This is a genomic window from Mangrovimicrobium sediminis, from assembly GCF_004745945.1.
GTDB classification, from domain to species: Bacteria; Pseudomonadota; Gammaproteobacteria; order Pseudomonadales; family Halieaceae; genus Mangrovimicrobium; species Mangrovimicrobium sediminis.
Genome location: NZ_SRLE01000005.1, coordinates 402,331 through 416,889 on the forward strand (window position 1 = coordinate 402,331; position 14,559 = coordinate 416,889).

The following is a 14,559-nucleotide window of genomic DNA, read 5'->3' on the forward strand; positions in this document are numbered from 1 at the left end:
TCTATGCTGTTGGGATAAAACACGCGTCCGGCAGTAGCAATCTTTTCTAATGAGGAAGCGCCATGAAACTCGCCATACTGTCCTGCAGCCCCAACGCCTACAGCACCCGTCGCCTGAAGGAGGCGGCGCTGCAGCGCGAGCACGAGGTCAAGGTGCTCAACACGCTGAAGTTTGCGATCGACCTCGAGCGCGGCAGCCCTGACCTCTACTACCGGCAGAAACAGCTCAGCCACTACGACGCGGTGCTGCCGCGTATCGGCGCGTCTATCACCTATTACGGCACAGCCGTGGTACGGCAGTTCCAGGAGATGGACGTGTTCTGCGCCAACACCGCACACGGTATCGCGAATTCACGGGACAAGCTGCGCAGCCTGCAGATTCTCAGTCGCCACGGTATCGGCATCCCCCGCACTACCTTCGTGCGCGACAAGAAGGACGTGTTGCCCGCCATCGAACGGGTCGGCGGCGCACCGGTCATCATCAAGCTGATCGAGGGCACCCAGGGTATCGGCGTGCTGCTCGCGGAAACCGTGAAGGCCGCCGAGTCGATCATCGAGTTGCTGCAGAGCCAGAAGCAGAACGTGCTGATCCAGAAGTTCGTGGCCGAGAGCAAGGGCAAGGATATACGCGCCTTCGTGGTCGGCGACCGCGTGGTCGCGGCCATGCGCCGGGTCGCCCAGGGCCAGGAGTTTCGCAGCAATGTGCACCGTGGCGGCGTCGCCGAACCGGTGGAGCTCGACGAGTCCTACGTGGAGACTGCCGTGCGCTGTACGCAGATCATGGGCCTGCGCGTGGCCGGCGTCGATATGCTGGAGAGCAAGACCGGGCCGCAGGTCATGGAAGTGAACTCCTCGCCCGGTCTGGAAGGTATCGAGAGCGCGACCGGACTCGACGTGGCCGGTGCCGTCATCGACTATATCGCGGCGCAGGTGGACTTCCCGGAGATCGACGTGCGCCAGCGCCTCACCGTTAGCAAGGGCTATGGCGTCAGCGAGATCTACGTACCCGAGGGGTCGAAGTTCATCGGCCAGACCATCATCGATACCGGCCTGCTGGAAAAGGACATCAACGTGCTCACCCTGTACCGCGGCTCCAAGGTCATCCCCAATCCGCGCCGCGACCGGGTGCTGGAAAGCGGCGACAAGCTGCTGTGCTTCGGCAAGCTAGAATCCATGCGCGGCATGGTGCCGGCCCGCGCCCGCCGCCGGCGCCAACCCTCGGTGATCCAGCTCGAGGGCTGAACCGGGGCGGGCGTTACCCCGGGGGTCTCCAGTCTGGGAAGGGCGGCGCGTCCGCGTTAAAGCGCCGGCCAGCGGCGGCCTATCCCGGCTGTCGACCTAATTGAAACGAAAGGGGTGCTATTAATCCGGCAATGCTGTATAACGTCGCGTACAGCAATAAGATCGAAGCCCGGAGCAGTTTGCATGAGCGCGCAGTGCGAGCCCACCGACATCCCACCCATCGGGGAGATCGATGTCCCCGCCATTCTCGAGAAGTACGCCCAGGAGCGCGAGCGGCGCCTGCGCCCCGAGGGCCAGGGCCAGTACCGTGAGCCGGCCGGCGCCTTCGCCGATATCTGCGAGGCCGACCCGCACACGCCGGTAACGCCGCGCGATTCGCTCAGCGAGGACATCGATGTCGCCGTGCTCGGCGGCGGATTCGCGGGCGTGCTCGCGGGCTACCATCTGCGCAAGGCCGGCGTGAGCACCTTCCGCACCATAGACCACGCCGGTGACTTCGGCGGCTGCTGGTACTGGAACCGCTACCCGGGGGTGGAGTGCGACAACGTCTCCTATGTCTATTTCCCGCTGCTCGAGGAAATGGGCTACATGCCCAGCAAGAAGTTCGCACCGGGCTATGAGATTCGCGAGTACATCCAGAGCATTGCCCGCAAGTACGGCCTGTATGACAGCGCGCTGTTCCACACCCAGGTCACGGCCCTGCGCTGGGACGAGTCGATCGCGCGCTGGCGCCTGTCCACCAATCGCGGCGACGAGATCCGCGCGCGCTTCGTGGTGATGGGTGTGGGGCCGCTGAACAAGCCCAAGCTGCCGAACATTCCCGGGCTGGACAAGTTCCGGGGCAAGATCTTCCACAGCTCGCGCTGGGACTACGACTATAGTGGCGGCAGCCAGGAACAGCCGCACCTGGACCGGCTCGCCGACCAGCGTATCGCGGTAGTCGGCACCGGCGCCTCGGCGGTACAGATCGTGCCCTACCTGGGGCGCTACGCCAGCCAGTTGTACGTCATTCAGCGCACGCCCTCCAGCGTGGACGCGCGCGACAATACCGAGACCGACCCGGACTGGGCCGCGTCGCTGGAGCCGGGCTGGCACCAGCGCATGCTGCGCAATTTCCAGGCCGGGCTGTGGCATGGCCTGGCCCGCGACGAACCGGACCAGATCTGCGATATCTGGACCGAGATCAACCGCAACATTCGCCACGAGCGGGAGCAGGCCGGCTGGCCGGAGCTGTCGGTGGAAGACCTGCTGCAACTGCGCAGCGACCACGACCACCGCACCATGGAGCGCCTGCGGCGCCGGGTCGACAGTATCGTCGAGGACCGCGATACCGCCGAACGCCTCAAGCCCTATTACCGCTTCCTGTGCAAGCGGCCCTGCTCCAACGACTTTTACTACCCAACCTTCAACCGGCCCAACGTGGAGCTGCTGGACGTCTCGGCCACGCGCGGTATCGAGGCGCTGACCGAGAACGGTTTTATCCACGAGGGCAGGGAATACCCGGTGGACTGCATCATCCTCGCCAGCGGTTACGAGCAGACCAGCGAGCTGAAAAAACGCTGGGCCTTCGAGGCGGTGGAGGGCAGTGACGGCCAGTCCATCTACGATTACTGGCAAAACGGCTACCAGACCCTGCACGGCATGAGCAGCCATGGTTTTCCCAACCAGTTCTACATCGGCTTTATCCAGGGCGCGGTACACGCATCGACCACCGAGACCTGGAACCGCCAGGCGGAGCATATCGCCTACCTCATCAGCCAGGGCCTGGCGCGCGGCGCCACGCGCATGGAGCCGACAACCCAGGCGCAGGCGGGCTGGGTCAAGCACCTGCACGATACCGAGATCGACGTCGAGACCTTCCAGCGCCAGTGCACACCCGGTTACTACAATAACGAGGGCGGTGAGGAGTTCCGTTACTTCCTCGGCGAGGCCTATGGGCCAGGCCCCTACGCGTTCTGGGACATGCTGGAGGCCTGGCGCGCCGACGGGCAGCTGGATGGTTTCAGCGTGAGCTGACGCCCCGGCTGTTCGCTGTATGGCTGCGCTGCCCTGGCATTGCAATAACCGGCCGCCCGGCTTTGCAATAAATCGTCGCCTGACTTCACCATAACCAGAAAACGAGTCCGCCATGCACCCCAGATACCCGAAGGTTTTTTCCCCGATAAAACTCGGGCCGGTCGAGATACCCACGCGGTTTTTCTTCGCGCCCCACGGCAGCACCCTGAGCATCGGCACGCGGCCCTCGGATGACCTCGTGGCCTACAGCGCCGAGCGGGTGCGCGACGGCGGCTGCGGCCTGGTCATCGTGGCCCTGGTCTGCCACGAGCGCGGACGCACCCAGCAACCCTCGCCGCACCCGCCGGAGAACATCCCCGCGTTTCGCGCGCTGGCGGATGCCATCCACGACGCCGGTGGCAAGATTTTCGGGCAGCCGTTTTACTGGTGGGGCGGGCACGGCCGTTGGCAGACCTTCGCGCCACCTGGCCCGGCCTTCGGCCCCTCCTCGCGGCAGCTTGGCTTCGGCGGCGGCACCGTCGCCACCCACGCCATGAGCCGGCAGGAGATTGCGCTGATGCACGAGGCCATGCGCCAGTCCGCCGCCAACCTGCGCGAGGCGGGCTTCGACGGCATCCTGCTGCACGGCTCCCACGCCAGCCTGATCGAGCAGTTTGTCTCGCCCTATTTCAACCAGCGCACGGACGAGTACGGCGGCAGCCTGGAAAACCGCATGCGTTTCGCCGTGGAAACCCTGCAGGCGGCGCGCGCCGGTGCCGGGCCGGACATGGCGGTGGGCATGCGCATGAACTGCGACGAGCAGATCGATGGCGGCTATACCACCGATACCGCGGGCGAGGTGCTCGGCGCCCTGTGTGCGCAGGGGCTGCTCGACTACATCGACCTCGATGTCGGTCTCGAGCCGCAGCAGTTCTTTCACGGCATGCCCACCGGTTTCGAGCGCAAGCACTACTACCGGCCCTTCGTCGAGAAGGTGCGCGCCGCCGCCGGTGACATACCGGTACTCAGCGTATTGGGGCGCATCACCGACCTCGGCGAGGCGGAGGAGGCCATCGCCTCCGGCACCATCGACATGGCCGGTGCCGCGCGGCAGCTGATCGCCGAGCCGCGCTTCGTGCAGAACGCGCGGGCCGGCAATGAGTCGCTCAGCCGCACCTGCATCGCCTGCAACTGGTGTACTGCGGCATTGGGCGACGGTGCCCAGGGCTGCGCCATCAACCCCGCCAGCTACCGTGAGCGCCTGTGGGGAGTGGAAACCTTTGCTGCGGCTGCACAGTCCGCAAAGGTCGTGGTGGTCGGCGGCGGTCCCGGCGGGCTGGAAGCGGCGCGCGTCGCCGCACTCAAGGGTCACAGCGTCGTGCTGTTCGAAGCGCGCGAGACCCTGGGTGGTGCGCTGGCACTGTGGGGCTCCCTGCCCGGGCGCGAGCACTACGGCTCGGCCATCGACTGGTGGGTGGCGGAACTGGAGCGGCTGGGGGTGGACGTGCGCACCGGACAGCTGGTCGCCGCACAGGACATTCTCGCCGAACAGCCCGACGCGGTGATTGTCGCCACTGGTGCGCTGTACAGCGAGGGCGGCCGCAGCTTCACCCGCGACGCGGACATTCCAGGCAGTGAGCAGGCCCATGTCTACCGGCCGGAGGACATCCTGCTGCGCGGCGCGCGTCCGCGGGGCAGGGTAGTGGTGGTCGATGGCGAGGGCTACCACGCCGGTGTCGGCATCGCCGAAATGCTCGCTGCACAGGGTTGCGAGTTGCAACTGGTGTCGCCCGGCTATTCGCCGGTGGCGCCGCGCCTGACCAACAACTGGGAAGAGCGCTACGTGGTAAAGCGGCTGAAGGAGGCGGGTGTACGCCTGCGCCCGAGCACCTGGCTGCGCCGCATCGAGGTCGACAGCGCGACGCTCTACGACCTGCACACGGGCGTCGAGACTCCCGAGCAAATCGACGCCGTGGTGCTCGCCACCGGCCGCGTACCCCAGGACAGCCTGGCGCGGGAACTCGAGGGACGGGTGGCGCAGTTGTTCACCATCGGCGACGCCCTGGCGCCGCGCATGTTCGCGGCGGCGCCCTACGAGGGGCAGAAATTCGCGCGGCTGATCGGCGAGGAGGGCGCGCCGGTCTCGGTTGCCGAGGTGTGGTTCGCACCGGATGCGCCGGAGACCGCGATGCTGCCGGCGGATATGCAGCGCCCCTGAGCCGCCCCGGCGCGCACCCGGGCGCGCCATTGCCAGCCTTCGCGCGGGTCGCTAACCTGAGCGCCGTCTTTGGATGGAGCTACAGGTTAAGGCACTAGGGTGATCCTGGAACGTGAGGAGGAGTTGCGCTCGCTGGCGACAGCCTTTGCGTCGGTGACGGCCGCGGGGGGGCAGATCGCCCTGGTCTGCGGCGAGGCGGGGATCGGCAAATCCTCGTTGATCGCGGCGTTCCTCGACAGCCTGCAGGCGCCACACCGCCAGGCCACCGGCTATTGTGACCCGCTGACCACTCCGCGACCGCTGGGGCCCCTGCGCGATATCGGCGCGCGCCTGCTCGGGCCGGATAGCGGCGGCGCCGACGACACCCGCTACTTCGACGATCTCATCTACACGCTCGCCGCCGCCCGCCAGCCGGTAGTGCTGGTGATCGAGGACCTGCACTGGGCGGACGAGCGCACCCTGGACTGGCTGCGCTTTATCGGCCGGCGTATCACCACCCTGCCATTACTGCTTATCTGCAGTTTTCGCGATGACGAGGTGGATGCGGCGCACCCGCTGCGCGCCGCCCTCGGCCTCATGCCCGGCGAGCGCAAACGCCAGCTGACGCTCGCGCCGCTGTCCCTGGACGCGATCCGCCAGCTCGCCCCCGGGCCCGGCCTGGCACCGCGCCGCCTATTGCAGGTGACCGCCGGCAACCCGTTTTTTGTTGCCGAACTGCTGGCCCAGCGCGATGCGCTGGACCAGGTGCCGCACTCGGTGGCGGATGCCATTCACACGCGCCTCAGCGGCCTGCCCGGCAACGCCGTGGCGCTGCTGGAATACGCGGCCTGCTGGCCGGGCGCGGTTCCGGCCGAGCTGTTGCAGGAACTGCCTATCGATGCTGTCGATGACGCGCTGGCAGACGCCCTGCGCCACAAGCTGTTGGTGGTGAACGACGGCAGGTTGGCCTTTCGCCATGAACTGGTGCAGCGCGCGATCTACGACAGGTTGCTCGCGCCGCAGCGCCAGCGGGCGCACGCGTTGTTCCTCGAAGCCCTGGTGCGCGGCGGCCAGGCGGACCAGCTGCCGGACCTGGTGGTACACCACGCCCAGGGCGCGAACGACGAGCAGCTGTTGTTGCGCTACGCACCGCTGGCCGCCGGGCAGGCGGCGGGTTTCGGCGCGCATCGCGAGGCGGCCGAATTCCTCGCCCACGCGGTGCGCCTGGCGGATGCGCTGCCCGCAGCGCAGGCCGCCGCCATTTTTGAGAACTGGGCCTACGAGGCCGGTCTGTCCCAGGCTATCGATGCCGAGGTGATCGCGGCGCGGGAAAAGGCGGTGGCCCTGTGGCGGGAGGTCGACTGCCCGGCCCGCGAGGGGGAGAACCTGTTCTGGTTGTCGCGCCTGCACTGGTACCGCGGCGAGGCGGAACAGGCCCAGCACTACATCGAGGCGGCCATCGGCGTGCTCGAACGCGGTGAGGTATCCGCCGCCCGCGGCAAGGCCTACGCCCTGCGTGCGCAGTTCTTCATGCTGCAGGACATCATGGGCGAGGCGGTAGAGTGGGGTGAGCGCGCGCTGGCCATCGCCGGCGAGACCGGCGACTCCGAACTGCGCGTGCATGCACTGAACACGGTCGGATCGGCGCGGCTGTTTCGCGGTGATACCCGGGGCGAGCCGCAGCTGCGTGAGAGTCTGGCGCTGTCGCTGCAACACGGCCTCCACGAGCAGGCGGCGCGGGTGTACACCAACCTGTCCGAGTGTTTGATCGAACTGCGCGACCTGGCGCAGGCGGAACAGGTGATCGAGGAGGGGATCGCCTTCGACACCGCCCACGACCTCGATGCCTGGACCTACTACCTGGTGGGCCGCAAGGCGCAGCTGCGCTTCGAGCAGGATCGCTACGACGAGGCGGCCACCATCGCCGGCGACGTGTTGGGCCGGGATAACCAGACCCTGCTGATGCGTATGCCGGCACTGATTATCCTGGCCCGCGCCGGCCTGCGTACCGGTAGCAGGGACTCGGCGGCGCGACTGATGCAGGCGCTGGAGGCCGCCGGCAAAATTGCCGAACCGCAGTACCTGGTGCCCCTGCGCGTCGCCGAAATCGAGCAGGCGGTGCTCTGCGGCACGCCCGCAGACGGCCGCGCGGCGCAGGCCTGGCTGGCCGGGCTGGACCCGCAGCTGCTGAGTCCGCGCAAGCGCGCCGAGGCCCTGTTCTGGGCCGAACTCGCCGGGCTCAATACAGGGCCGGTCGCAACCGCCGACCTGCCGCGAGCCTTTGCGCTGTTTTTCGCCGGTGATGCGGTGGCCGCCAGCGCAGCCTTCGAGGACGAATCCTCCGTCTACCTGGCGGCCTGGGCCCTGGTGCACGAAGGCGGGGCGGCGTCCTTGCAGCGTGCGGACCAGCTGTTCGAGCAGGCCGGCGCCCTGGCCGCCCGGCGCTGCCTGCGCGCACGGCTCGACGGATCACCCGCCGCCGCCCGCCTGGCGCCGATGAAACGCGGCCCCTACCGCGCGGCGCGCAAACACCCCAGCGGCCTCACCGGCAAGGAGCAGATCGTGCTCGGCCACCTGGTGCAGGGCAGCAGCAACGCCGCCATCGCCGCGGCGATGGGGCGCTCGCAGCGGACTGTCGAGAAGCACGTGTCGTCCATTCTCGCCAAGCTGCAGGCGAAGAACCGCGTCGACCTGGCGCTGCGCATCAAGAGCGAACCGTGGCTGCTCGGCGGGAGCGAATCGTCCTGAAAATTGGGTAGTCGCAGCCCGAAAAATGCGTACTCGCACCCATGCCGGGCTCCCCGCTAACACTTATTCTTTGTGCCGGTATCGCGCCCCGGCGCGTGTGTTGCCCCACCCGGAACAAGGAATGGTATGCCCATGAAAAGGAACCGCCCGGCGCTGCTCACCACGGCCAGCGCGCAACTTTCCGCAAACTACCTCATTGGCCTTTGGACCCTGCTGGTAGCGCTGCTGGCGCCCGCAGCCAGCGCCGCCAACCCGGAACCGGAGTGGATCGACTGGGGCAAGCTGATCGCCGGCAACGATACTGACCTGTTCTACGCGCAGACCCCGGAGTGGGATACCAACCCCTGTGGTGTGCGTCCGGACCTGGTGGTGTTCGGCAGCGTGCCGCGCGGCGGCGGCGAGCCGGACAAGGACCAGGTCGAGACCGGCTGCGGCGCGGTGCAGCCCAACGCCATGGTTGCCGGCGACACCTACCTGTTCTATGTGCTGGACCCGCCGACGGACTCGCCGCAGGTGTATCGCATGCCGCTGACCGGCGGCGCCTCCGAGTGGGTGTCCTTCGCCTCCTACAATGCCATCGGCAAGGACGACGACTGGGTGTATTTCTTCAACGACTTCACCATCCAGCGTGTGCTGCAATCGGACCCCACGCAGCAGGAGTTCCTGGCCACCCACGTGCCGGTGGGGCCGGTCAACCGCATCGTCACCGACGACACCTATATGTACTGGACGGAGGGCAACGGTGATATAGAGGGCGCTGTGCGCGCCATGGCCAAGACCGGCGGCACCATCTTCACTGCCGCCTCTGGGCCCGCGGTGGAGGGCGCGCGCGACATCGCCGTCACCGAGGACTACGTCTACTGGACCGAGCTCGGCGGCCGCCTGCGCCGCGTGCTGAAAAGCGGCGGCAGCATCGACACGCTGTTCGACGGCGACGAACCGGTTTACTCGCTGGCCATCGACGGCGACCTCCTGGTGTTCGGCCGCGGCGGCACTGGCAACGACATCTGGCGCATGCCGGTGGACGGCGGCACACCAACGCTGATGGCCTTCGACCAGGCCTACCCCTACGACATGGTGCTTACCGACGGCTACGTGTACTGGGCCAACAGCCGCGTCCAGCGCCTGCCGGATACCGCCGAAGCGGATGGCGTGGACTACATGATCGACCGCATGGAAGTGACCCAGGCCATCCAGGACGGCTTCCATTCCGTGGGCATGGCCGCCGACAAACTCACCTACGTGCGGGTCTACCCGCGCGAGACGATCGCCGCGACCACCGCCAACGTGCGCGCACAACTGCACGGCACCCGCGACGGTGTCGCGCTGCCCGGCTCACCGCTGCAGCCGATCTCCGGCCTGCTGGACCCGGATATCGCCGGCGCCACCCGCGGCGATGCGCAGGGCACCTATGTTTTCGCCCTGCCGCCGCGCTGGGTGGACGAGAGCGTGTCCCTGCGCGCCGAGATCAACCCCGTGTACAACGGCACACGGCGCTTCGAACTCAACTACGCGAACAACTTCTTCCCGGTATTCGGCGAGCAGTTCGTCACCCTGGACCACCGCGGCGTGTGCCTGGCGACCTCGCCAGTCGCGGCGCTGGACGCCGGCGGCAGCGAGGTGGTGTACCAGCTCAATACCCCGGACTACTTCGAGCAACTCGAGCGGGCGGAGATGCTGACCCCCGGCATCCTGATCGTCGTTCCCATGAACAACGTCCTGTACAAGGGCGACGGCACGGCGTTCAACATCACCGTGGATGACGACCGCGGCGAGCTGATGTCGACGCTGGCGGCGCAGCTGGCGTTCTCCGACTCGCCCTTCGTCTGCGGCGAAAACCTCGCGATCATGACCGGGCTGGTCAGCAACGAGGCCGATACCTTCGATCCGGACAAGAACGGCAGTGGCTTCTCCTTCGCCGGCCAGGGCAACTCCGGCCTGCAGTCGAACTGGACCAAGATGCTCACCGGTACCGACCACGAGCCCTTCAACCAGCCGCGCGGCGCGGTCACCCTGGCCCACGAGATTGGCCACGTGCTGGGCCGGCCGCACACCGACTGCGGCGGGCCGGCGGGGCCGGGCCCGTTCCCGTATCCGCCCTGCCAGCTCGACGACGGGGCCGGGGAGGATAACCACTGGGGTTTCGACGGACTCACCCGGACGGCGATTCACCCCACCGACGGCCTGGCCGCCGACCTGCTGAGCTACAACTACAACCGCTGGCCCTCGGACTTCACCTGGACCGCCATGCTCGACGCCATGGATGCGGCAGGCGTCGCCGAGCGCACGGCAGCGCGCGCCGTGCCGGAGCTGCGCACCCGCGGTCTGCTGGCCCTCAACCTGCGACTGGAGCAGGGCCAGGTGCGGGCGCAGCCGGGCTTCATCCTCGACGAGGACGAACTGACCGGGCGCCAGAACGACATCCTGGTCACCAGCCTGAGCCTTGATACGGACGCCGACTACCTCATTGAGCAACTGGGTGTGGGCGACCAGATTCTTTACACGCAGCCGCTGGCGGAGGACCCGATCGACGACAACCCCGGCGACCCCGCTTACGTGTTCGAGACCATCATGCCCTTCGATACCGCCACCGTTGCCTACCGCCTGTACGACCGCGAGCGAGGTGTAGAGCTGTGGCGCCGCACGGTGAGCGCTGGCAAGCCGCTGGGTTTCGTGCTCAAGCCGCGCGCCGGTGAAGTGGTGGACGGTACCCTGACCGTTGCCTGGCTGGCCTTCGACGGCGATGGCGACGACGTGACCGCCAACGTGCAGTACAGCGCCGACGGCGGCACCACCTGGCAGGCCATCGCCCTCAATGCCAGCGGCCCGCTGCTGCGCGTGCCCACCGACAACCTGCCGGGCACCGAACCCGGCACCACCTCGCTGGTGCGGGTCGTGCTGAGCGACGGTACCCGCAGCCGCACGATCTACTCCAAGGGTTTCGAGGTGACGCGCAAGGTGCCCCTCGTGCACATCCTCGGCCCGGAGTCGGGGTCGTCCTTCCCCGCGGACGAAAGCATCCTGGCGCGCGCCGCGGTGGTCGACGCCGAGGGCGAGCTGCCCGGCGGCGGCCGCCTGAGCTGGTATCTCGATGGCGTGTATGTCGATCACGGCGACTGGATCGTCATCGAGAGCATCCCACCGGGCTGGCATACGCTGGAGTTGTTCGCGGATGACAGCGACGGCCGCTCCCTGCCGGCGACGGTGCGTTTCGAGGTGGAGCGGGATCTGCCGCCTCCGATGTAATAGTCGAACCAGCAGGTCCTCGAGGTGGACTGTCCGGTAGGACGTCCGCCTTGCCCCGCTGTACAAGGTGGCGCTTGTCGGGGAATGACTTCTCGAGGGGACCATCCTGTCCTCGCGTCGCGGGCATGGCTCTAGTTTCGACTCGACCCGTGTTCCAGGCCGTCCGACCGGCCCCATTTCCAGCAGGTGTCGAGGTTTGACGCGTGTCCCGCCAGATGCAAGAATCCACCGGCTCTTTGAACCCCCGTTGCGCCCGCGCAAGCCTCCCGGCGACATAGCGCAAGTCGGCTGAAATATGCGCCATGAGGCGTTGTCCGAGGCCCGTCTGGGTTTCGGTTGTCTTCGGCCGGGGGACCAGAATAATTCAGGCCGCCGGGCAGTGGCCTGTAAAGAGGAAATTTGGATGATTGCACTTTGGGGCCAGGTTATTCTGCCCTTGGTCGAGGCCGTTGACGGCAAGCACGTGCTGGAGATTGGCGCCGAATTCGGCCTCAGCACCCAGGCTCTAGTGAATTTCGCGCGGCGGGTGGACGGCCACGTACATTGTATCGACCCGGCCCCGATATTTGACGTCGAGGAGTTCGAGGCGCAGTACGGTGGTCGGTTGAGTTTCTACAAGGACACCAGCCTCAACGCTATACCCAAAATTCCCGAGGTCGATGTCGTCCTCGTGGATGGTGACCACAACTGGTATACCGTCTACCACGAACTGAAGTTGATTGAGGCGCACAGTGACCACGACGCGCTGAAACTGCCGCTGATCTTCGTACACGACACCGCCTGGCCCTACGGCCGCCGCGATCTGTACTACGACCCCGCCAGCATTCCCGAGGAATTCCGGCATCCGTATGCCATGCAGGGTATGGGCCGGCAGAAGCGGGAGCTGATGCCGGAAGGCGGCATCAATGCCGATATGAACAACGCCCTGGTCGAGGGCGGCGAGCGCAATGGGGTACTCACCGCTGTCGAGGACTATATCAGGGAATCCTCCCTGGACTTCGAGTTCCTGAACCTGCCGCTTTACTTCGGGCTTGGTATCCTCATTAGCAGGGAGCGCCTGGACTCGAATCCCGCACTGGCGGCGGAAATGCAGAAGCTGCACGGCATGATGCAAGGTGAAAAACTCATTACCATTACCGAGAAACTGCGGATGAACCTGACAGGTATTGTCCAGCGCATGCAACGCGAGCAGGCCGCCTCCCAGGCACGGGTGGAGGAATTGGAACGAGAGCTTGCACAACTGCGTGGGGGCTGATTGATCATGGACCTGTCCGTCATCGTTGTCGTCTATGACATGGCCAGGGAGATTCCGCGCACCCTGCAGAGCCTGTCGCGGCAGTACCAGGAAATGTGCGATGACCTCTCCTATGAGGTGCTGGTCATCGACAACGGCTCGCCGGCGCCGGTTGAGGAAAGCGTCATCACTTCAGTCGGCCCTGAGTTTCGCTACCACCGCCTGGAAAACCCGCCTCCGTCCCCGGCCTACGCGCTCAACTACGGCGCGCAGCAGGCGCGTGGCGATACCCTGTGTTTCATGGTCGACGGCGCGCACCTGCTTACGCCCGGCGTGTTCTACAAGGCCATGGGCGCGACCCGGGCGCTGAGAAATGCCGTGGTTGCCGTGCGCTACTTCTACATGGGCCCGGGCCAGCAGAACGAAACCATGCTGCAGGGCTACGATAAGGCGCGCGAGGACGAACTGCTGCGCAGTATCGACTGGCCAAGTGCCGGCTATCGCCTGTTCGAGGTGGGGAGCCCGCTGGTGTACCGGGATTTCCCGGTGGTTACCTGGTTTTACAAGCCGCTGGAGAGCAACTGCCTGTTCATGAGCGCGGCGCACTACCGGGACATCGGCGGTGCGGACGAGCAGTTCGACATTCCGGGTGGCGGTTTTATGAACATGGACCTGTTCAAGCGCGCCTGTGATACCGGCGACGTGACGCCGGTGATGCTGATTGGCGAGGGCAGCTTTCACCAACTGCATGGCGGCACCACCACCAATATCGCGCCCGACGAACAGGCTCGGATCGTGAAAACCTACGAGCAACAGTACCGTGATATTCGTGGCGACAGGCTGACTGCGGTCTCCAAGGAACTATTCTTCTTCGGGCATATGCCTACACTGGCCTCGAAAATTCATCGCCGCAACAAGAAAGCAGGGGCAAAAGGCGGTGCCGAGTGAAGGTGTTTAGCAACTGGCTGGCGGGCGGAGGGCCGGAAAGCCCGATCACGCTTTCAATTGTGCTGGTGGTATACAACATGCGCCGCGCGGCCCCGCGCTCGATCCGTTCTCTGTTGACGCCGTACCAGCGGGGTATTGATAGCGAGAGCTACGAAATCATCGTGGTAGAAAATGGCTCCAGCGAGCCGCTGGACAAGGCGAGTATCGAAAGCCTCGCGCCCAATGTGCGCTATCACTACCTGCAGGATCCGCCGCCGTCCCCGGCCTACGCCATCAACTACGCGGTCGCCCGGGCACGCGGCGAGATACTCGCCATTATGGTCGATGGGGCACACATGGTGACCCCGGGGGTCCTGCGCTGGGGGCTGGTGCCGTTTGCATACGAATCCAACCCGATCGTCGCCGCGCCGCGCTTTTTCCTGGGTCATGAATCCCAGGTCGAGTCCGTGCACAAGGGGTACGACGAACAGCAGGAGGACGCGTTGCTCGACAGCATCGAGTGGCCGAAGGACGGCTACCGCTTGTACGAAGTCAGTGTGCCTTATCGCTACAACTTCGCCAGTGGCCCTCCCAAGCTGTTCTGGTTTGTGCGCCAGTTCGAGAGCAACTGCCTGTTCGTGCGCAAGGCCGCTTTCCTGGCGGTAGGTGGTTGCGACGAGCGCTTCGATCTTCCAGGTGGCGGCTGCCTGATGCCGGACCTGTACAAGGAACTGTGTGAGATGTCCGATGCGAGTATCGTGCAACTGTTGGGCGAGGCCAGCTTCCACCAGGTTCACGGCGGTATCTCCACGAGTTCCACCCGCGAGAAGCAGGTGGAGCAGTGGGCTGAGTACACAGCCCAGTACGAACAGATTCGGGGCATCCCGTTTGAGGTTTCCCAGAAACCGCAGCAGTTCGTCGGCCACATGCCCCAGGGACCGGCCAGGCGCCTGATGTTGACGGGCTGAGGC

The 14,559-nt window shown here is 66.1% G+C and carries 8 protein-coding genes and 1 pseudogene; all 9 read left to right on the plus strand.

Annotated elements, in window-relative coordinates; all coding sequences use genetic code 11:
* Positions 1-62: 62 nt before the first annotated feature.
* Positions 63-986, plus strand: a pseudogene (gene rimK / locus E4634_RS06715) (30S ribosomal protein S6--L-glutamate ligase); the annotation flags it as partial.
* Between the two features lie 9 nt (positions 987-995).
* Positions 996-1,241 (plus strand): cation:proton antiporter regulatory subunit, encoded by a 246-nt coding sequence (locus tag E4634_RS21820; protein WP_434783498.1) that lies wholly within the window; start codon positions 996-998, stop codon positions 1,239-1,241.
* A 183-nt stretch (positions 1,242-1,424) separates the two neighbouring features.
* Positions 1,425-3,257, plus strand: a complete 1,833-nt coding sequence (locus E4634_RS06720; protein ID WP_135442055.1) for a flavin-containing monooxygenase — start codon at positions 1,425-1,427, stop codon at positions 3,255-3,257.
* Positions 3,258-3,369: 112 nt separating this feature from the next.
* On the plus strand, positions 3,370-5,454 hold the full coding sequence (locus E4634_RS06725; RefSeq protein WP_135442057.1) for an oxidoreductase: 2,085 nt from the start codon (positions 3,370-3,372) through the stop codon (positions 5,452-5,454).
* 99 nt (positions 5,455-5,553) lie between these two features.
* Positions 5,554-8,181 (plus strand): helix-turn-helix transcriptional regulator, encoded by a 2,628-nt coding sequence (locus E4634_RS06730; protein WP_135442059.1) that lies wholly within the window; start codon positions 5,554-5,556, stop codon positions 8,179-8,181.
* A 132-nt stretch (positions 8,182-8,313) separates the two neighbouring features.
* On the plus strand, positions 8,314-11,427 hold the full coding sequence (locus tag E4634_RS06735) for a DUF5050 domain-containing protein (RefSeq protein WP_167854800.1): 3,114 nt from the start codon (positions 8,314-8,316) through the stop codon (positions 11,425-11,427).
* 403 nt (positions 11,428-11,830) lie between these two features.
* Positions 11,831-12,682 (plus strand): class I SAM-dependent methyltransferase, encoded by an 852-nt coding sequence (locus tag E4634_RS06740; RefSeq protein ID WP_167854801.1) that lies wholly within the window; start codon positions 11,831-11,833, stop codon positions 12,680-12,682.
* A 6-nt stretch (positions 12,683-12,688) separates the two neighbouring features.
* Positions 12,689-13,609, plus strand: a complete 921-nt coding sequence (locus E4634_RS06745) for a glycosyltransferase family 2 protein (protein WP_135442065.1) — start codon at positions 12,689-12,691, stop codon at positions 13,607-13,609.
* A complete protein-coding gene (locus tag E4634_RS06750) occupies positions 13,606-14,556 on the plus strand; it encodes a glycosyltransferase family 2 protein (protein WP_135442067.1) in 951 nt (316 codons plus the stop codon). The genes E4634_RS06745 and E4634_RS06750 overlap by 4 nt, the downstream gene beginning before the upstream one ends.
* The last annotated feature ends 3 nt before the right edge of the window (positions 14,557-14,559 follow it).

What these genes read in the sequence shown, in the direction of transcription:
- E4634_RS06720 (WP_135442055.1), top strand. Translation starts at nt 1,425, where the DNA reads ATGAGCGCGCAGTGCGAGCCCACCGACATCCCACCCATCGGGGAGATC.
- E4634_RS06740 (WP_167854801.1), top strand. Translation starts at nt 11,831, where the DNA reads ATGATTGCACTTTGGGGCCAGGTTATTCTGCCCTTGGTCGAGGCCGTT.
- E4634_RS06735 (WP_167854800.1), top strand. Translation starts at nt 8,314, where the DNA reads ATGAAAAGGAACCGCCCGGCGCTGCTCACCACGGCCAGCGCGCAACTT.
- E4634_RS06745 (WP_135442065.1), top strand. Translation starts at nt 12,689, where the DNA reads ATGGACCTGTCCGTCATCGTTGTCGTCTATGACATGGCCAGGGAGATT.
- E4634_RS06725 (WP_135442057.1), top strand. Translation starts at nt 3,370, where the DNA reads ATGCACCCCAGATACCCGAAGGTTTTTTCCCCGATAAAACTCGGGCCG.